We start from the raw sequence: 19833 nt of genomic DNA on the forward strand, positions 1-19833 counted from the left end.
TCTCGATCCAGCAGTCTTGCGGACGACAACGATTCGACATGGTGTCTCCCGGCGGGTGTTGGTGGTCGCGTCGCATGCATCGCCTGTACCTGTGCGATAAAAGCGAGGCGTTGATGCCGGGTTGTCGACGGTCAAGGGGGGCCACAAAAAGACCTGGCACCCCAAGCCGTGCATCCAGGGTGCCAGGTTAACGCTCAAAATCGTTCGAAGATCGCCGCCAGGCCCTGGCCGCCACCGATGCACATGGTCTCCAGGCCATAGCGGCCCTGACGACGCTGCAGTTCGTGCAGCAGGGTAGTGAGCATGCGCACGCCGGTTGCGCCGATGGGGTGACCGAGGGATATGCCGGAACCGTTGACGTTCAGGCGGTCGGTGTCGCTCCATTGCCAGCCCTTGAGCACTGCCAGCACCTGACAGGCAAAGGCCTCGTTGAGTTCCACCAGATCCATCTGCTCCAGGCTCAGGCCGGTCCTGGCCAGCAGTTTCTGCACGGCAGGCACTGGCCCGATACCCATCTGCGAGGGTTCGCAACCGGCAGCTGCCCAGCCGACCAGAAAGCCCATGGGCTCCAGGCCCAGCTCGGCCAGCTTGTCCTCGGCGACCACCAGGCAGGCCGCCGCGGCATCGTTCTGCTGGCTGGAGTTACCGGCGGTCACGGTGCCATCGCGCGCCAGGGTGCGCAGTTTGCCAAGGCTGTCCTGGCTGGCGTCGGCGCGAATACCTTCATCGCGGCTGAAGAGGATCGGCTCGCCCTTGCGCTGCGGCACGCTGACCGGTACCACCTCGGCGTCGAAACGCCCTTCGGCCCAGGCCAGAGCCGCGCGTTGATGGCTGCGGATTGCGTAGGCATCGGATTCCTCGCGGCTGATGCCGTAGGTGCGGGCGAGGTTTTCCGCCGTCTCGATCATGCCGGAGATGTAGCCGAAGCGTTCTTCCGGCTGCGAGCGTTCGCGGCCGCGTTCCAGGCGGTCGTGCAGCTTGACGCTGCCGGAGCGCGAGCCCCAGCGCATGTCGGTGGTGTAGTACTCGATATTGCTCATGCTTTCGACACCGCCGGCGACCACCACGTCGGCGGCCCCGGTCTGCACCATCATCGCGGCGCTGAGCACCGCCTGCAGGCCGCCGCCACAGCGGCGATCCAGCTGCATGCCGGGAACCTCTACGGGAAGGCCGGCCTGCAGGCCTATCCAGCGACCTACGCAGGGCGTTTCACTGCTGGCGTAGGATTGGGCGAAGACGATGTCGTCGATGCGGGCAGGATCCAGGCCGCTCTTGGCCAATACCGCGTTGACGACATGCGCGCCCAGGACTTCGACCGACAGGGGGCGGAGGCTGCCGCCGAAGGTGCCGACCGGGGTACGCAGGGGGGCGACAATTGCTGCTCGTCTCATGATGGGGGCTCCAGTGGGCCAGCTCACAGGCTGGCGGCATCTCGTTCCAGTTGTTCGCGAAAGTGGGGGTGGGCGATCTCGATCATGCAACGCACCCGTTGTTTGAGGCTCAGGCCGCGGAGGTCGGCGACACCGTACTCGGTGACGATCAGCCCCGCGTCGCAGCGAGGCGTGCTGACCGGGCCATTGAGCCGGGCAACGATGCGGCTGCGCTGACCGGCCATGGAGGGCAGCGCGATGATCGGCAGGCCGCCCCGGGAGCGGCGGGCGCCACGCAGGAAATCGACCGCTCCGCCGAGCGCTCCGACGTAGTTGCCGGCGGCGCTTTCGGCGTTGATCTGGCCGCTCAGATCGACTTCGATGGCCGAGTTGATGGCCACCAGGCGATCCTGCCCGGCGAGTATCTGCGGGGCGTGGGTGTAGTCGGTGGAGCGCAGGCGGATCTGCGGGTTGCGGTGGGCGAAACGATGCAGTTCCCGGCTGCCCATGAGTACGCCGGCGATCGTGGCGCCCTTGTCCAGGGTCTTGCGTGAATTGGTAATGATGCCGCGCCGGATCAGGTCGGCGACACCGTCGCCAATGGTTCCCGAGTGCACGCCTAGTTCACGGTGCCCGTCGAGGGCCTGGAGCACGGCTTCGGGAATGGCGCCGATACCGAGCTGCAGCGTGGAGCCATCCTCGATGCGTTCGGCCACTTGCCGGGCGATGGCCTGCTCCACCAGGCCCGGCTGGACGGGACTGCTTTGCAGAGGCGGTCGGTCGCTGTGCAGCACGACATCCAGCTCGTCCTCGTAGAGGTAGCGCTCGCCATAAGTCCATGGGCAGGCCTGGTTGACTTCGGCGATGACGACGCGAGCCGTTTCCAGAGCCGCCAGCAGATACTCGTTGGCGAGGCCGAGGCTGTAGCGGCCCTGGGCGTCCGGCGGAGCCAGCTGCAGCATCAGCACATCCACCCGCAACGAGCCGTGACGGATCATCTGCGGGAATTCCGAATAGTGGCAGGGCAGGATGTCCAGTACGCCTGCCTTGGCCAGTGCCCGGTTCGCACCGCTTCCGCAATAGGACAGGAAGTCCACGCAGTCGGCATGTTCGGGACGGCAGGTGTCGCTGTCGGTAATGCCCAGCATGACGCGGAAGCGCCCCATGCGTTGACGCTGGCTCATCAGCGCCTGCGTCAATGGCAGCGGTTCTGCGTTGGCCTGGCCCCAGAGCACCGTGTCTCCGGGATGAATCAGGCTGCTCAGGTCGAGTGTGTCTTCGGGCGCAATGAATTTGGTCATGGTCGTTCTTTATTGTGAACGATATTCATAATATACCAATAGCGCACGATGCCAAAGCAGCAAAGGAAAAATCTTGTTGCTCCAGTAGGACGTTCTGCTGAATGGGGTGTCGAGGGGGCGTTGGCAGGGCAATCGGGTAACAAGATAGGGGCGAATTCAGTATGCGATTTCGTGAAAGGATCGCGAATAAAGCGCAGCGCCGCCCGTGCGCTCTGCAAAGGCTTCGCAGGGGGTCATTTCGGCCTTTGCCGCTTCACCCGACTGCCTGTCCTTGGCTCGCTCTGTCGTGCTCATGAGTCGGGCAATTGGCTATAATTTTTTCCAGGGATATCGTGTAAATTATAATTTTCTCGTGCTTCCTATAGGAAATTCTCCATGCGGCAACCCATTGATCGAGCCGGATACAGCTGGCTGATCAACGCTCTCGATCTTCGCTGCGTGTCGCTTGATCATGAGTGTGTCATAGGCTCGCGCCCGGCGCGCACTCAGTCCGCCGGTGGTGTGAAGGTAGAGATGTTCGCCAAGGGATACGCCAGAGAGCGGCGCCCCATCGACCAGATGCTGTTTGCGCTCTCGTACGAAGGGGTAAATCTGGGCGTCCTGGAGCGCGCCTTTCAAATTCCCGCTGTCCGGGACGAACTGGCTGCTGCAATCGCTGAGAAGCCAGCCAGCGGCTATCTGCGCCGGCTCTGGTATATCTGCGAGAACATTGCAGGCCACCCGTTGCCTCTGCCCGATGCAGCCCAGAACATTCCCTATGAGCACCTGCTCCCTCCGGAGAAGTATTTCACCGGCCCAGAGGAGATGTCGCGCAGGCATCGCGTGCGGATGAATCTCCTGGGAACGCCTCGGCTTTCAGCGCTGATTAGCCGCGAGGGCTGGGCAGACGACAGTCTTTTGAACGCGCAAATAGTCGAGCGTATGCATGGTCAGATGGTTGATTTCTCGGTCACCGAGGTTGCCAGAGCGGCGCAATACCTGCTGACGACCGAGACTCGCAGCTCCTATGAGATCGAGCACGAGCGCCCGGCTTCCGATCGAATCTTGCGCTTTGTGCGAGTGCTGGAACAGGCGGGCCAGCGCCCGCTGGATGAAGAGTTTCTGTTCGACATCCACCGGATAGCCCTCGGTACTGGGCGTCCCGATCCGTCCATTGGCGCATACAGGCATCTGCAAAACTGGCTCGGCCGCGGTGATCTCATCCACCTGATCCCGCCGTCGCCGGAAAAAGTGCCTGAGATGATGGAGGAGTGGTTCGTCATGCGTGAGCGCGTCATGCGCAGTGATGCCCCAGCGCTAGTGAAGCTAAACGCGATCGCGCACAGCTTCATCTACATCCATCCTTTCATGGACGGCAACGGCCGGTTGTCCCGCTTCATCATGCAGGACATTCTGGCCAATGAAGGTCTCAAACTACAGGGCATCATTCTGCCCATTTCTGCCGGCCTTCTGGTCAACCTGGACAGTTACATCGGCACGCTCGATGCGTTGTCGCGACGGCTACTTGGCGCCACGCAGTACCACCGGAGGGACTTGGCCAGCGACCCTGAACTGGATGAGGCGCATGCTCATCTGTTCGCCCACCTGGACTTCACTGATCTGCAAGGCGAGGTCAATAAAAGCGCCGCGCGAGTCCTCGATGGGCTCATGCGCGATGAGGTCAACCATCTGGTCCGGCGTGACAGGTTCAAAGAGCAACTGAATCGCGAGCTGGATCTGTCGAACCGGGATCTTGAGCTGCTTGTCGGGGTGATCTATGAGAACAGCGGGCGTGTCTCCAAGCGTAAGCGGACGGGCTTGTTCCAGCACCTGACGGATGAGGATATTGTGCTGGCAGAGAGCATCTACGCCGATCTGCATGCGCCAGAAACACCAGAGCCTGAAGTGGCTCTGGATCCTCCACAGTAGGCTGCGCTCATGACTGAAAAGCCGATAGGTAGCTCAAGAATCAGGGGGGGCGTACCCGGGGCTATTACTCTTGCGCAGAATTGACTCTTTGATTTGGGAGTTTTTTGCAAAAAGGCATGAATGAGGTGCGGTAACGTGCTCTCTTGAATCTTCCGCAATACCATAACGAATCAGCCCAAGGTCGTCGTGAGCCCCGGTCCGACGTCGCGACCGGCCCAGGCGGCGTAACGCTCATGATCGGGCCCCGATACCATCTCGTCCGTCAGATTGAACCGCCGCACGTTAGGCGTATCGGCCGCATAGGGAAGCCAATCGGGCAGCGCACAGCCATTACGGACAAAATGAATCCAGTTTGCCTTGATGCGATTGCCAAGCGCAGCGCGCGCGCCCCTCATCGGGCCACCTCGTACGAGTAGTCCCAGAATGCCGCGTACTGGCCATAGAAACGCGAGATCCAGCGCATGACATGCGCCCAGCACCGGGTGGCCGTAGTCAAAGCTGTAGTACCAGGTCGGATGCGCGGCGGAATGGCGCTCGGCGAAATGGCGGGTGGGTAAGATGAAGGTGAGGTCCGAGGCCAGGGCGCGCTGGCCGGAAGGTGTCGCCGGGTAAGTGGCCATAATGCGGTCGACCTGATCGGGCGGGAGCTGGCTGCGGAGAATCCGCTCCAGATCCTGCCAGTGGATCGGCACCAGGTTGCCCGGAAAGAGTTCGAATCTCCGGGTTTCTTCACGGTTGGCCCCGGCTAGCAAGGGCACTGGAGCCGTTGGTGCGGTGCGAGCATCTTCCAGTGAGGCTGGCAGGAGATCGCCATCGAACCACGGCGCAGCAGGTATCACGTTCGGGGCTTGCGAATTGATGGTGGCCTGCGCATCAAGCAACTGGGCAAGGCTCACTCGACGTAGCGCGTCGAGATTGCTCGCCTCCACTCCTAGCAGCTTTCCATACTGCTCCCCGACTCGGCGGCTTTTTTCTCGATCATGGATGAGGCTAAGCGCCCCGCTTTGCATGATCGCGCCATGAAATAGCGGCCAGGCTCTGCGGCAAAGCATCAGGAGAGACACGGATATGGAGCCGGCGGATTCGCCCGAGATGGTCACGCGGGATGGATCGCCTCCGAAGGCCTGAATATTGTCTCGAACCCATTCGAGTGCAGCGATCTGGTCGCGCAATCCGAGGTTCGACGGAACCTCAGGCATGTCGAGTCCCTCTGCGAAATTGGCGAATCCAAGAACGCCAAGACGGTAGTTGATGGTTACGACCACCATATCGCCCAAGTCTGAAAGTTCGACTCCATTGTAGGGATTGCTGCCGCTGATCAGGAAGGCGCCGCCATGGATCCAGACCATCACTGGCTTGAGTGTTCCTCCGCTGCCTGCAGGTGCCCAGATGTTGAGATTGAGGCAGTTTTCGCCGTGGCTTGGCGGGGCGATCTGGGCTCGCTTGGTTTCACTACCACGCCGCTGTGGGCATTGGGCTGCGAACTCCTTTACTGGTCTGGTGCCTTCCCAAGGCGCTACGGGTTCGGGCGGGCCGAAGCGTTCGGCATGCGCGTATGGAATGCCAAGCCAGCGAATGGTGTTTCCCGCTTTGGCTCCCTCGAGCCAGCCGCTTGTGGTCTGAACGTTGATATTGGTCATTCGTTGAGGGCCTTGGGTCGGTACGAGAAAGTCGAGCCGCATCGAGTACGGTTGTTTGTTTGGTATTGTGAGTGCCGTTCTGTTTCAGGCGATGTTCTGAGCGATGCCTGGGTCAGGGCTGAGGGGCCAGGGCAGGATGAATTTCCCGGCTCTTGTGGATGGTGCAGCGCCCACTGGCCAGCAAGGTGCCGACGTCGTCCCGGATGAAGGCTTCGGCAGTGCAGATGCGTCCGCCCTGGTGCAGTACCCGGCCCTCTATGTGCAGTTCGCCGAGGCTCGCGGCACGGTGAAAGTCCGTATGCAGGCTGACGGTGCTGACGGCTTGGCCGGTGGCGGCGAGCACGGCGTAACCGCAGGCGACGTCGATGAGGCTGGTGATGACCCCGCCGTGCAATCGTTGCAGTGCCTGGGTGCCGATAAATTCCGGGCGTCCCGGCACGCGCAGCTCGATGCCGGAGTTCGTCACTGCATGGACGCGCAACTGCAGCCAGCAGCCATAGGGGTTGGCATCCACCACTCTTTGGAGCTGCGCGGCGCTCAGCATGGCGGATTCGCTCATGGCGCGGCTGAGCATGGAGGCAGGAGAACCGTATGAACTCTGCGGAGGTAGGGCATGTGCGGACACCGGAGCAGGATGGTGGAGGGAAAACCTCGAATAGTGTTCATGATTTTATTCTTCGCTTGCAAGATGCCGGATCGGCTTGGTCGCTGCTACCGGTCGCGCGTGCTTGAGCGTTTGCGCGATTTTCTAGGGGGATTCGTGTGCTTGTGCAGGGTGCACGGAGGTGCTATTTTTATTTTGAATATCGTTCATTTATGTGAATGATGATGTGTCGCTTTGACTTGCCCGGGCTGGAGTCTCGTTTCACCGGGTTGTTCCGTTCGTATGGCCTTATTCAATAAATCCAAGAAAAGGTTCACGGCAATGAAAAAACACGTCATCGCGGGGGGCTTGCGGCCCTCTTTCCTGAGTATGACCATCGCTCTGCTGGCTGCCGGGCAGGCCCATGGTTTCGAAGTCGATCTGGGCGACTCGGACTTTCGCCTGCGCTGGGACAACACCCTGCGCTACAACTGGGGGATGCGTCTGCAGGATCGCAGCCACCTGATCGATCGCGCCGCGGGCGGAGCCTTCGACCAGAGCAACGCGGCCTTCGACCGCCATGACACCATTACCAACCGGCTCGACCTGCTGAGCGAAGTGGACTTGCGCTACCAGGATCGCTTCGGTGCCCGCCTGAGCGCCTCGGCCTGGTACGACGATGCCTACGCCGGCAAGAACCCCGCCACCGTCCCCGGTGGCACCAGTTACGTCAACAATCATTACAGCGGCGTGGTGAAGCGTTATTACGCGGGGCCGTCCGGGGAAATTCTCGATGCCTACGTCTATGGCCGCTTCGACCTGGGCGACATGCCCCTGGACGTGCGCGCCGGACAGCATTCGGTCATCTGGGGCGAGGGCATGTTCGGCAGCACCAACGCCATTTCCTATTCCCAGGCGCCCAACGACTCACGCAAGGCCACGGACAACCCGGGAGCCTCGGCCAAGGAAACGGCCCTGCCGGTGGATCAGTTGTCCTCCATCCTGCAGGTCAACGACGAACTGATCCTGGCGGCGCAGTACCTGTTCGAATGGAAGCCCAACCGCATTCCGGAGGGTGGCACCTATTTCGCCGGCTCCGACGCGATCCTGGAAGGCCCCAACGTCGGCCGCGGCAAGGCGATCGAGGGAGACAAGGGCGACTACGGCCTGGCGCTGCGCTGGCGCCCGGACTGGTTCGACGGCACGCTCGGCGCCTATTACCGCAGGTTCGACGAGAAGTCGGCCTGGGTTTCTCAGGTCGATGCCGCCAGTGGTCTGGCGCGTGCCGTCTACGCCAAGGACATCGACCTCTATGGCATCAGCGCCAGCTCCAACCTCGGCGGTGTGGCGGTGAGTGGTGAGCTCTCCTACCGCAAGAACATGCCGCTCAATTCCAGCGGCCTGGCGGCGGATCAGGCCAACGGGCTGGAGGGCGCGCGCGGCTCGACCTGGCATGCGGTGGTCAATGCCGTGAAGACCTTTGGCGATACGCCGTTCTTCGATTCGGCCAGCCTTTCCGGGGAGCTGTCCTGGGCGCGCCTGGACAAGGTCACCGATAATCGCGACGCCTACCGTGCCAGGGGCTACAACGCAGGCTGCGCCGGCGACACCAAGATCAGGGGCTGCTCCGACGATGAATTCTACGCCGTCGCCATGTCCTTCACGCCTACCTGGGTGCAGGTGCTTCCGAGCATCGACCTGAAGCTGCCGATCTTCCTGTCGCGCAACATCAGCGGCAACGCGCCCACCAACGGCGGCGGCAGCGAGGGCTTCACCACCGCCAAGGTGGGCATTTCGGCGGAGGCCCATGCACGCCACTTCGTCGACCTGGCGGTGACCTACTACGACCAGAAGCGTAGCGATTCCCGCGATCTGGTTCTGGGTGCTCCTTACCTGGACAAGAGCTGGGTATCGCTGACCTACCAGACCTCATTCTGAGCCGTCGCCAACGACAACGAGGCATTTCCCCATGTACAAGAAAACTCTGCTCGCCTGCATTTTGGCAAGCTGCTGCACTGGTGCCTTCGCTGCGGTCAGCGCCGAGGAGGCCGCGCAACTGGGCAACAATCTGACGCTGTTCGGCGCCGAAGCGGCGGGCAACGCCGATGGCAGCATACCGGCCTACGACGGCGGGCTGCCCACCTCGACCAATCCACCCGGCTTCGTCAAGGACAGCGGCAAATGGGTCAACCCCTATGCCGAGGAAAAACCGCTGTACTCGATTACCGCCGCGAACATGGAGCAGTACGCCGACAAGCTGTCGGAAGCCACCAAGGCCATGTTGCAGCGCCATCCCAGCTACCGCCTGGACGTCTACCCGACTCACCGCAGCGTCAACTACCCGCAATACATCCTGGACAAGACCCGGGACAACGCGGCCCGCGCCAGCCTGGCCAAGAACGGCGACGCGCTGGAAGGCGCCATCGGCGGTATCCCGTTCCCGATCCCGAAGACCGGCCAGGAGGTGATGTGGAACCACATGGCTCGCTACAACGGTGTGGCGGCGGAAGACCACATGCGCAACTTCTATGTCGACAACACCGGCAAGCGGATCATGTCGGGCGAGATCAAGCTGTCGCGCAACTTCACCTTCCACAACCCCGAGGCCACGGCGGAGACGATCAGGAAGAACGACTCGTTCATCTTCCAGAACGTCTACAACTTCACCGGACCGGCGCGCAACGTCGGCGATGCGACGATGTACTTCGATACCATCGACATGGTCGACATGCCCCGGCGTGGCTATTCCTATTCGGCCAGTACCCGGCGCGTGCGCCTGAGCCCGGACATCGCCTATGACACCCCAATCGCTTCCCAGGGCGGGGTGACCACCTACGATGACGCCGAGCTGTATACCGGGCGGCTCGACCGTTTCGACTTCAAGCTGGTCGGCAAGCGCGAGCTGTACATTCCCTACAACATCTATGACCTGAGCTTCAACGTTCCTTCGGACGAGTCGCTCACCCCCAACCATGTCAATCCCGACCATGTGCGCTGGGAGCTGCATCGGGTCTGGGTCGTCGAGGCCACCCTCAAGCCCGGCGTGCGCCACGTCTACAGCAAGCGGGTGTACTACTTCGACGAGGACTGGTCCGGCGCCGGCATGAGCGACGAGTACGACGGCTCCGGCAAGCTCTACAAGGGGTTGCAGATGGGCATGAGTCAGCTCTACGACAAGCAGGCGCCGATGTCGCGGACCTACTGGGCCTACGACCTGTCGACCGGGGTCTACTCGTTCTCGCAGCTCTACGCCGACACCAGGTTTGGCTGGCGAGTGCTGGACAAGCCCCTGCCACGTTCGATCTTCGTGCCGGAAGCCATGCAGGCACGCAGCGGTCGCTGAGTCATTACCCGCAGTTTCAAGGAGGTCGAATCGATGGCGATCAGGCAGCGTGGCCTGCTGTTGTTTGTCGCGCTGCTGTGCGCGTATGCCGGTGGCGTGCTGGCGCAGTTCCACGACCCTCTGGACGTGGCGGCCATTGCCAGCGACAAGGCCGTGGCCAGCATGCTCACCGGTGTCACGCAGACGCCGGGAGGGCGCTGGGTGGCCGTGGGGCGGCGAGGGCATGTGCTGTATTCGGACGACGGGGTTGCCTGGCAACAGGCCGAGGTGCCGGTTTCCGTCGACCTCGTCGCGGTGCACTTTCCGACGACCGACGACGGCTGGGCGGTCGGCCATGGCGGGGTGATCCTGCACTCCGCGGATGGCGGGAAGACCTGGAGCAGGCAACTGGACGGACGACAACTGGCCGATCTGCTCATCGAGTACTGGCAGCCTCTGGCAGCGCAAGCCACTGAGGATGAGCCGAGCGCTACCTTTGCCTTGCAGGATGCCGAACGCTTCAAGGAGGAAGGGCCGGGGCGGCCGTTCCTCGATGTCCATTTCCTTGATGCGCGTACCGGCTACGCCGTTGGTGCCTACGACCTGTTGCTGGAAACCCGCGACGGTGGTGCCAGTTGGCAGTTGCTCTCCGAGCGTGCCGACAACCCCGGGGCGCTGCACTTCAACGCCATAGCCCTGGCCGATGACGGCCGACTTTACCTGGCTGGTGAACAGGGCCTGTTGTTGCGCGGCGACCCGCAGGGCGGGCGCTTCCAGGCTGTCGCCACGCCCTACCAGGGTACCTGGTTCGGCCTGCTGGAGCGCAATGACCTGCTGCTGCTGTTCGGCCTGCGCGGCAATGCCTATGTCAGTCATGATCAGGGAGCCAGCTGGAGCCGGGTCGCCACCGGTAGCGACGGCACGCTTACCGCGGGGACTCTGCTGGCCGACGGTCGGGTGGCGCTGGTCAGCCTCAAGGGTGAGGTGCTGCTGAGCGATGATGCCCGTGGCGAGCATTTCACTCCGCTGACCATCGATCGGCCGACGCCGCTTTATGGCGTCGCTCCGGCGGGGGAGGCGGCGCTGATCGCCGTGGGCGCCGCGGGTGTGACACGTATCGATCTCGAATCCAGGCAGCCATCCCAATGAGGAAGTCGGCATGACTCCATTGCAAGGCAGCGGCGCCGACGGGCGACCCGTGGTCGCTGATCCGCAGCGCTTCGATAGCGCTTCGGGCAGCCGTCTCGAACGCCTGCTGTTCAACCACCGTCTGCTGATCGTGCTGCTGTGCGTTCTGGCGACGGCCATCTTCTCCTTTCAGGCCGCACGCCTGGAGGTCAATGCCGGCTTCGAGGATCTGATTCCGCAGTCGCATCCTTACATTCGCAACTACCTGGACAACAAGGCCGACCTGCGCGGGCTTGGCAACAACCTGCGCGTCGTGGTGGAAAACACCGAGGGCGACATTTTCGACCCGGACTACCTGGAGGTGCTGCGTCAGGTCAACGATGCGCTGTTTCTCACCCCTGGGGTGAACCGGCCCTTTGTCAAGTCGATCTGGATGCCGGTGGTGCGCTGGACGGAGGTGACCGAGGAAGGCTTCCGTGGCGGCCCGGTGATGCCCGATACCTACAACGGCTCGGCGCAATCCCTCGAGGAGCTGCGTGCCAACATCGCCCGCGCCGGGTTGCGCGGCAATCTGGTGGCCAATGACCAGCGTTCGAGCATGATCGTCGCGCCGCTGCTGGAACGCTATGCCGACGACGGCAAGCTGCTCGACTACGGCCAGCTCCAGCAGCAACTGGAGAGCATTCGCGCCCTGGAACACAGCGCGCTGCCGGACAAGCCCGGCAAGATCCGCATCCATATCGTCGGCTTCGGCAAGTTGGCCGGCGAGCTGATCGCCGGGCTGTACCAGGTCATGCTGTATTTCGCGGTGGCGGCGCTGATCGCCGTGGCCATCCTGTTCTGCTACACGCGCTGCGTGCGCAGCACCCTGCTGGTGGTCGCCTGTTCGCTGGTGGCAGTGCTCTGGCAACTGGGTATCGTGCGGCTGCTGGGTTTCTCGCTCGATCCCTATTCGATCCTGGTGCCGTTCCTGGTCTTCGCCATCGGCGTTTCCCATGGCGCGCAGAAGATGAACGGCATCATGCAGGATATCGCCGCCGGTACCCACAAGTATGTGGCGGCGCGCTACACCTTCCGCCGCCTGTTCCTGGCCGGACTCACCGCGCTGATCGCCGACGTGGTCGGTTTCGCGGTGCTGATGATCATCGACATCCCGGTCATCAAGTCGCTGGCGTTGACCGCCAGCATCGGCGTGGCGGTGCTGGTGTTCACCAACCTGATCCTGCTGCCGATCCTGCTGTCTTATCTCGGTGTCAGTGCTACCGCGGCAAGCCGCGCGGCGCAGACGAAGCAGGGGCGGGGCTGGGAGCTGCTGGTGCGCTTCACCGAGCCGAGCTGGGCCTTGCTCGCCATCTTGGGCAGCACAGTGATGGCGGCCGCCGGATTCGCCGTCAGCCTGCACCTGAAGATCGGCGACCTCGATGCCGGCGCTCCGGAACTGCGCCCGGACTCGCGCTACAACCGGGACAATGCTTTCATCACCTCGCACTACGGCCTGTCCAGCGACCAGTTCGCGGTGATCGTGAAGACTCCGCCCGGTGCCTGCGAGAGCTGGCGCACGCAGGTGGAGGTAGACCGCCTGGAGTGGGCACTGCAACAGGTGCCTGGCGTGCAGAGCACGGTGTCCCTGGCCGGAGCGGTGAGCCGGCTGTCCTCGGCGCTGTTCGAGGCCTCGCCGAAGTGGATCACCATCAGCCACAGCCAGGCTCTGGTGAATACCTCGGTACTGCGTGCCCAGGAGGCCAACCCGGAACTGGTCAACTCCGACTGCTCGGTGCTGCCGGTGGTCGCCTATCTGGCCGACCACAAGGCCGAGACCCTGGAGCGGGTACTGGCGGCGGTCGAGGATTTCGCCCGCGAGCACGACTCCGAGGAGATCCAGTTCCTGCCGGCGGCCGGTTCGGCGGGGATCGATGCGGTGACCAACATCGTCGTGCGCGACGCCAACCGTACCATGCTGTTCTTCGTTTACCTGGCCGTTGCCGCGCTCTGCTTCGTCACCTTCCGCAGTTGGCGTGCGGTGGTGGTGGCGGTGCTGCCGCTGGTTGTCACCTCGATCCTCTGCGAGGCGCTGATGGTGGCGCTGGGCATCGGGGTCAAGGTGGCCACCCTGCCGGTGATCGCCCTTGGCGTCGGCATCGGTGTCGACTACGCGCTCTACCTGCTCAGCGTGCAATTGTGGCAGATGCGTGCTGGGGCCTCGCTGGCACAGGCGTACCGCAGCGCCCTGCTGTTCACCGGCAAGGTGGTCGCCCTGGTCGGCGTCACCCTGGCGGCGGGCGTCATCACCTGGGCCTGGTCGCCGATCAAGTTCCAGGCGGACATGGGCATCCTGCTGACCTTCATGTTCCTCTGGAACATGATCGGCGCCCTGATCCTGATCCCCGCCCTGTCCTGTTTCCTGCTGCGGAGTGAGTCGCGATGAAATTCGAACCTGCCGAGCGCGGCATGGCCGCGTTGCCCTACCCACGCACTTCGGCCGCCTGGTACATGACCGGTGTGCTGTTTCTGCTGTACTGGCTGTCGCTGCTGGACCGCCTGGTGATCTCGCTGCTGGTCGACCCGATCCGCAGTGACCTCGGCATCAGCGATTTCGAATTGTCGCTGCTGCAGGGCTTCGCCTTCGGCGTGTTCTACGCGGTGTGCGGATTACCGCTGGGCTGGCTGGTCGATCGCTTCAGCCGGCGCTGGATCATTTTCGGCGGTGTGACTATCTGGAGCATCGCCACTGCGCTATGCGGCATGGCGCACAATTACTGGCAGCTGTTTCTGGCACGCATCGGTGTGGGGGCGGGCGAGGCGGCCCTCAGTCCGGCGGCCTATTCGCTGATGGCCGACAGCTTCCCTGCACATCGTTTGACCACGGCGCTGGCGGTCTACTCCATGGGCTCGCTGTTCGGCACCGGCATGGCCTACCTGCTGGGCGGCATGATCGTCGGTCTGGTGGCCGAGCACGAATCGGTGCTGTTGCCACTGATCGGCGAGGTGCGTTCCTGGCAGATGGTGTTCATCACCATCGGTCTGCCCGGGGTGTTTCTCGGCCTGTTGGTGTTTACCTTCCGCGAGCCTCTGCGCCGCAGTGTCTCCACCACGCTGGCTGCGGGCAGTGTGAGTGGCGCTGGGATGCTCGACGAGGTGTGGCAGTACATCCGCCGCCACCTGCGCTTCTTCATCTGCCACCACGCGGGTTTCACCATCTGCGTGGCGGCCGTCACCGGCATGGCGCTCTGGGCGCCGAGCTACCTGAGCCGCAGCTTCGCCTGGAAGCCGGGGGAGATCGGCTTGTGGCTCGGCGGTGTCGGCACCCTGGGTGGAATCATCGGTGCCCTGCTGTGCGGGCAGGTTATCGACCGGCAGGTCGCCAAGGGGCGTCTGGATGCACACATGTGGCTGTTCAGCATGACCTCCCTGCTCAGCTTGCCGGTAGCGGTAGTGGGGATTCTCTGGCACGACCCCTATGTGTTCCTCGGTGCGTTTTTCCTGGTGCAGATTCTGGTCAGCCCGATCATGGGCATCTCGGCTGCGGCGCTGCAGCTCGCCGCCCCCGCGCATCTGCGTGGCCGGCTGTCGTCGATCTATCTGTTCGTGATGATTCTGCTGGGCATCGGGGCAGGTCCGTCCGTCGTCGCGGCATTCACCGACTTCCTGTTCCGCGATGACGGCAAGCTGGGCTATTCGCTGGCCTTGCTGTTCGCCCTGGCGATGCCGCTGGCGGCGCTCGTTCTGCAACTGGGACGGGGGGCGATGCGTAAGGCCGTGATGGAAAACCAGGCCTGACGGACAGTAGAGGCTCTGGTGGCGTGGACGCCACCAGAGTAGGGGTTCAGGGCGCGTCGTCGCCCTTCGGACGGCTCACGAACTTGAAGGTACCGCTGGCCGTCGCCACCAGTTGCCCTTCGGCATCGAGCAGTTCGCCGTCGCAAAAGGCCAGTGATCTGCTGGCGTGGCGCAGTTTGCCGCGAGCCGACAGGCGTCCGCCGATGCTGCCGCCGGGGCGCAGGAAGTTGGTCTTCATTTCCACTGTCACGCCGAAGCGGCCTCCGCCACTGTCTCCATTGCGTGCCGCGGCAGCCATGGCCATGTCGAGCAAGGTCATGATGAGGCCGCCGTGCGCCCGCCCGCCGCCGTTCATGTGCATGCGCTTCAGATCGACCACCAGCAGAGGGGCTTCCGGGGTGGGCTCTACCAGGATGTCCAGATGATCGAGAAACGGAACTTCGATGTGGTATGCGGAATAGCGGACGGCCTTTTTCGGTGTTGTATCCTGTTCTGCCATGTGAATTCCCCTAGCAGGCCGTTGAAAAACTACCTGCGTTGTCTGGCCGTCGTTAAAAACGGCCTCAAAATGCTCATTTACAGCGCGTAAACTGCGCTTTTTCGGCCGTTTTTGCCTAGGCCAGCCTACCTCGCCTACGTTTTTCAACGGCCTGCTAGCGGTGCTTGAATTGAGGCGCACGTTTTTCGACGAATGCGGCCAGGCCCTCGCTCTGGTCTTCGGTGCCGAAGGTGACGTAGGCCATGCGTCGTTCGTAGAGAATTCCCTCGTTCAGGCTGCTTTCGAAGGCGCGGTTGACACACTCCTTGGCCAGGGCCACCACGGGCTGGGAGAAACCGGCGATCTTGCCGGCCAGGGCCAGGGCTTCCCGCTGCAGGTCGGCCAGCGCTACCATGCGGCTGACCAGGCCGCAGCGTTCGGCCTCATCGGCCAGCATCGGGCGACCGCTGAGGATCATCTCCATGGCCTTGGACTTGCCGACGGCCCGAGTGAGCCGCTGGGTACCGCCGGCGCCCGGGATGGTGGCGAGGGTGATCTCCGGCAGGGCGAAACGGGCATTGTCGGCAGCGATGATGACGTCGCACATCATCGCCAGTTCGCAGCCACCGCCCAGGGCCAGGCCGCTGACAGCGGCTATCACGGGCTTGCGGCAACGCGAGGCGCGTTCCCAGTTGGCGGTGATGAACTGCTGCTTGAAGACATCCAGCATGTCCCATTCGCGCATCATCTTGATGTCCGCGCCGGCGGCGAAGGCCTTTTCGCTGCCGATCAGGACGATGGCGCCTATGTTGTCATCGCGCTCCAGGTCGTCCAGGGCTGCGGTCAGGTCGTTCATCAACTGATCGTTCAGCGCGTTGTAGGCTTCGGGACGATTCAGTCGAACCAAGCCGACGTTTTCCTGTTTTTCCAGGATCAGGGTTTCGTAGGGCATTTTCCGCTCCTTCAGGAGGGCGGCACACAGGCCGCCGTGTTCGCTTACATGTTGGGATAGTTCGGCCCGCCGGTGCCTTCCGGCGCGACCCAGGTGATGTTCTGCGCCGGATCCTTGATGTCGCAGGTCTTGCAGTGCACGCAGTTCTGCGCGTTGATCTGGAAGCGCTTCTCGCCGTCCTCCTGGGTCACCACCTCGTATACGCCGGCCGGGCAGTAGCGCTGCGCCGGTTCGTCGTACTTCGGCAGGTTGACGCTGATCGGAATGCTGGCGTCGGCCAGCTTCAGGTGGCAGGGCTGCTCTTCCTCGTGGTTGGTGTTGGAGAGGAACACCGAGGAGAGCTTGTCGAAGCTCAGCTTGCCGTCCGGCTTCGGATAGTCGATGCGCTTGGACTCGGCGGCGGTCTTCAGGCAGGCGTGGTCCGGCTTGTTGTCGTGCAGGGTGACCGGGATCTTGCCGCCGAAGATGTTCTGGTCGATGAAGTTGAAGGCGCCACCGGCCAGTGCGCCGAACTTGTGGATCGCCGCACCGAAGTTGCGGCTGCGGAACAGCTCGTCGTACAGCCAGCTGGCCTTGAAGCCGTCCACGTAGCCGTTGAGCAGGTCGCCGCCCTGGCCGTCGGCCAGCAGGGCGTCGGCCACTGCCTCGGCGGCCAGCATGCCGGACTTCATCGCGGTGTGGCTGCCCTTGATCTTGGCGAAGTTCAGGGTGCCGAGGTCGCAGCCGATCAGCGCGCCGCCCGGGAAGACCATCTTTGGCAGGGAGTTCAGGCCGCCCTTGCAGATGGCGCGGGCGCCGTAGGAGACGCGCTTGCCGCCTTCCAGGTACTGGGCGATCACCGGATGGTGCTTGTAGCGCTGGAACTCGTCGAACGGCGACAGGAACGGGTTGGAGTAGGACAGGTCGATGATCAGGCCGACCACCACCTGGTTGTTCTCCAGGTGATAGAGGAAGGAGCCCCCCGGGTTCTCGTCGTTCAGCGGCCAGCCTGCGGTGTGTACCACCAGGCCCTGCTTGTGCTTGGCCGGGTCGATGTCCCAGATTTCCTTGATGCCGATGCCGTAGTGCTGGGCGTCGGCTTCGCTGGCCAGGTCGTACTTCTTGATCAGCTGCTTGCCGATGTGGCCGCGGCAGCCTTCGGCGAACAGGGTGTATTTGGCGCGCAGTTCCATGCCCGGGGTGTAGTAACCCTCTTTCGGATGGCCTTCGCGGTCGACGCCGAGGTCGCCGGTGACGATGCCGCGTACCACGCCGCTCTCGTCGATCAGCGCTTCCTGGGCGGCGAAGCCTGGGTAGATCTCGACGCCCAGGGCTTCGGCCTGCTGGGCCAGCCAGCGGCACAGGTTGCCGAGGGAGATGATGTAGTTGCCCTCGTTGTGCATGGTTTTCGGTACGAAGAAGCCTGGCACCTGGGTAGCGGTTTCCGGCCCCTGCAGGAGGTAGATGTCGTCCCGCAGAACCTGCGTGTTGAGCGGGGCGCCGAGCTCTTTCCAGTCGGGAAACAACTCGTCCAGGGCGCGTGGCTCGAACACCGCGCCGGAGAGGATATGGGCGCCGACCTCGGAGCCTTTCTCGACCACGCAGACGCTGATTTCCTGGCCCGCCTCGGCGGCCTTCTGCTTCAGCCTGCAGGCAGCGGACAGGCCGGATGGGCCGGCACCGACGATGACGACGTCGAATTCCATGTACTCACGATCGGACAACAGACATCTCCTTTGTCACCTCTGGGGCGACAACGATAGGTTTCACGGTAGTGCTGCGGGGGTGACCAGCAGGTAGTGGGATACCGCCGGTGTCGTTCCGGGCCGCAGGTATTGTTTTAGGTGTTCTTCCTGCTCGAGGTCGGCCAGGGTGCTTCGGTTTCTCTGCAGCAGGTGCTCTCCCCAGGAGGCGACGATGAAGCGCTCGCTGAAATGCTCGGGGTCGGCCAGGTCCTGGTACAGCAGCCAGTGGCTGGCTCCATCGCGCTTGCGGACTCGACCGAGCCGGGAAATGTGGCGGCGGAAGGCGGCCTGGTGTTCCGGGGCGACCTGGTAGTCGACCTGCACGGCCACCGGCCCGTCGCTGGCGCCCGGGTTGCCATGCACGCGGGGTTCGGCCCAATGCGCGGAAAGGGTCACTTCCGATTCCTGCCCCATGCGCAGCGGATAGCGTCGCGTCATGGCCAGGCCGACGAGGATGAGGCCGGCGGCGATCGACAGTGCCAACGACACGCCCAGGTGGTTGGCCACCACGCCCCAGAACACCCCACCCATGGCCATGGAGCCCTGGAACGTCAGCATGTAGATGGCCAGGGCGCGGGCCCGAACCCAGGCCGGCAGGGTGGTCTGAAAGGCTGCGCTGGTGGTGGAGTTGAAGTTGATCCAGGCGGCTCCGGCGAGCACCAGGGTGGCGCTGACCAGATAGAGGGAGGGAATCCATGCGGCGACCAGCATCGCCGCCAGGAAGATCAGGTTGGAAAATGTCGCCAGGCGTCGGAAATTGCTGATGCGTGGCCTGACCTGGTTGAGCACGATGCCGCCGAGCACTGCCCCGGCCCCCAGGCTGCCGAGCAGCAACCCGTAACCGCCGGCCTTGTCGCTGTCGGCGACCAGCGGTAGCAGGGCCCAGAGGCTGCTGGCGCAGCTGATGAAGAACAGGGTTCGCAGGATATGGCCATGCAACTGGCGGGCGTGACGGACATAGCGCAGTCCGGTACGCATGGCGGCCAGCAGCGGCTCCTGCGGCGCTGGCGTAATGGGGCCGGGCCGGTAGCCGAAGATGAAGATGCCCAGGACGAAGACCAGCAGCAGGATGTTCAGGGCGAACACCCATTGCAGGCCGGTGCTGGCGATGATGATGCCGGCCAGCGCGGGACCGACGGCGCGTGCGGCATTGTAGGCGATGGCATTGAGGTTGATCGCGGCGCCCAAGGCGCCGCGAGGTACCGAGTCGGAGGTCGTCGCCTGCCAGGCCGGTATGCTGACCGCGCTGCCGGTGCCGAGGAGGAAGGTCAGTAACAGCAACCCCCATGAGCCGAGGTGATTGCTGATCAGCAACAGGTAGAGCAGGACGGTCGCACCCAGCATCCAGGCATGGGTGCCGATCAGAATGCGCCGCCGGTCGATGAGGTCGGCATAGACACCGGACGGCAGGCCGAACAGGAAGGCTGGTAGAGCGATGGCGGTCTGAACCAGGGCCACCATCAGTGGCGAAGGGTCGATTTGCACCATCAGCCAGGCAGCGGCCACGTTCTGCATCCAGATGCAGATGTTGGCCGTCAGCGTTGCGCACCACACGGCGCGGAACAACGGGTAGCGCAGGGGAGGCAGGGTGCCGGCCGGTGCCTGCGATGAACTTGTCTGTCCGCTTGGCTGCATGGAGAACCCGCTGGC

At 63.3% G+C, this 19833-nt stretch carries 14 protein-coding genes; 6 read left to right on the forward strand and 8 right to left on the reverse strand.

The window, feature by feature from the left end:
• Positions 1 to 194: 194 nt before the first annotated feature.
• Together ACTV8E_RS14865 and ACTV8E_RS14870 are read right to left on the reverse strand one after the other, a co-directional pair.
• Positions 195 to 1391, reverse strand: a complete 1197-nt coding sequence (locus ACTV8E_RS14865; RefSeq protein WP_443199970.1) for an acetyl-CoA C-acetyltransferase — start codon at positions 1389 to 1391, stop codon at positions 195 to 197.
• 23 nt (positions 1392 to 1414) lie between these two features.
• On the reverse strand, positions 1415 to 2671 hold the full coding sequence (locus ACTV8E_RS14870) for an acetyl-CoA hydrolase/transferase family protein (protein ID WP_443199971.1): 1257 nt from the start codon (positions 2669 to 2671) through the stop codon (positions 1415 to 1417).
• Between the two features lie 375 nt (positions 2672 to 3046).
• Between ACTV8E_RS14870 and ACTV8E_RS14875 the strand changes: the two genes are divergently transcribed.
• A complete protein-coding gene (locus tag ACTV8E_RS14875; protein WP_443199972.1) occupies positions 3047 to 4579 on the forward strand; it encodes a Fic family protein in 1533 nt (510 codons plus the stop codon).
• 170 nt (positions 4580 to 4749) lie between these two features.
• On the opposite strand, the gene ACTV8E_RS14880 is transcribed toward ACTV8E_RS14875, so the two are convergent.
• Positions 4750 to 6219: a carboxylesterase/lipase family protein gene (locus ACTV8E_RS14880; RefSeq protein WP_443199973.1), complete on the reverse strand. Its 1470-nt coding sequence runs from the start codon at positions 6217 to 6219 to the stop codon at positions 4750 to 4752.
• 112 nt (positions 6220 to 6331) lie between these two features.
• Positions 6332 to 6778: a PaaI family thioesterase gene (locus tag ACTV8E_RS14885; protein WP_443199974.1), complete on the reverse strand. Its 447-nt coding sequence runs from the start codon at positions 6776 to 6778 to the stop codon at positions 6332 to 6334.
• Positions 6779 to 7144: 366 nt separating this feature from the next.
• Here ACTV8E_RS14885 and ACTV8E_RS14890 point away from each other — a divergent pair, with 366 nt between their 5' ends.
• From ACTV8E_RS14890 to ACTV8E_RS14910, 5 genes are read left to right on the forward strand one after another with little or no spacing between them, the layout of a single operon-like run.
• Positions 7145 to 8740, forward strand: coding sequence for a DUF1302 domain-containing protein (locus tag ACTV8E_RS14890; RefSeq protein WP_443199975.1), 1596 nt, complete (start codon positions 7145 to 7147; stop codon positions 8738 to 8740).
• A 31-nt stretch (positions 8741 to 8771) separates the two neighbouring features.
• Positions 8772 to 10145, forward strand: a complete 1374-nt coding sequence (locus ACTV8E_RS14895) for a DUF1329 domain-containing protein (protein WP_443199976.1) — start codon at positions 8772 to 8774, stop codon at positions 10143 to 10145.
• A gap of 33 nt (positions 10146 to 10178) precedes the next feature.
• Positions 10179 to 11273, forward strand: coding sequence for a WD40/YVTN/BNR-like repeat-containing protein (locus tag ACTV8E_RS14900; protein WP_443199977.1), 1095 nt, complete (start codon positions 10179 to 10181; stop codon positions 11271 to 11273).
• Positions 11274 to 11283: 10 nt separating this feature from the next.
• Positions 11284 to 13677, forward strand: coding sequence for an efflux RND transporter permease subunit (locus ACTV8E_RS14905; protein WP_443199978.1), 2394 nt, complete (start codon positions 11284 to 11286; stop codon positions 13675 to 13677).
• Positions 13674 to 15029 (forward strand): spinster family MFS transporter, encoded by a 1356-nt coding sequence (locus tag ACTV8E_RS14910; RefSeq protein WP_443199979.1) that lies wholly within the window; start codon positions 13674 to 13676, stop codon positions 15027 to 15029. The genes ACTV8E_RS14905 and ACTV8E_RS14910 overlap by 4 nt, the downstream gene beginning before the upstream one ends.
• A 46-nt stretch (positions 15030 to 15075) precedes the next feature.
• Here the strand turns inward: ACTV8E_RS14910 and ACTV8E_RS14915 are convergent, their stop codons facing one another.
• The 4 genes from ACTV8E_RS14915 to ACTV8E_RS14930 form a co-directional block, all read right to left on the reverse strand.
• Complete coding sequence (locus ACTV8E_RS14915) at positions 15076 to 15528, reverse strand: PaaI family thioesterase (protein WP_443199980.1); 453 nt, start codon at positions 15526 to 15528, stop codon at positions 15076 to 15078.
• 154 nt (positions 15529 to 15682) lie between these two features.
• Positions 15683 to 16459, reverse strand: a complete 777-nt coding sequence (locus ACTV8E_RS14920) for an enoyl-CoA hydratase (protein ID WP_443199981.1) — start codon at positions 16457 to 16459, stop codon at positions 15683 to 15685.
• 44 nt (positions 16460 to 16503) lie between these two features.
• Positions 16504 to 18144, reverse strand: a complete 1641-nt coding sequence (locus ACTV8E_RS14925) for an electron transfer flavoprotein-ubiquinone oxidoreductase (RefSeq protein WP_443200054.1) — start codon at positions 18142 to 18144, stop codon at positions 16504 to 16506.
• Between the two features lie 60 nt (positions 18145 to 18204).
• On the reverse strand, positions 18205 to 19818 hold the full coding sequence (locus tag ACTV8E_RS14930; protein ID WP_443199982.1) for an MFS transporter: 1614 nt from the start codon (positions 19816 to 19818) through the stop codon (positions 18205 to 18207).
• Between the last annotated feature and the right edge of the window lie 15 nt (positions 19819 to 19833).

Source organism: Pseudomonas sp. B392_1p (assembly GCF_052245235.1).
Classification (GTDB): Bacteria; Pseudomonadota; Gammaproteobacteria; order Pseudomonadales; family Pseudomonadaceae; genus Serpens; species Serpens gallinarum.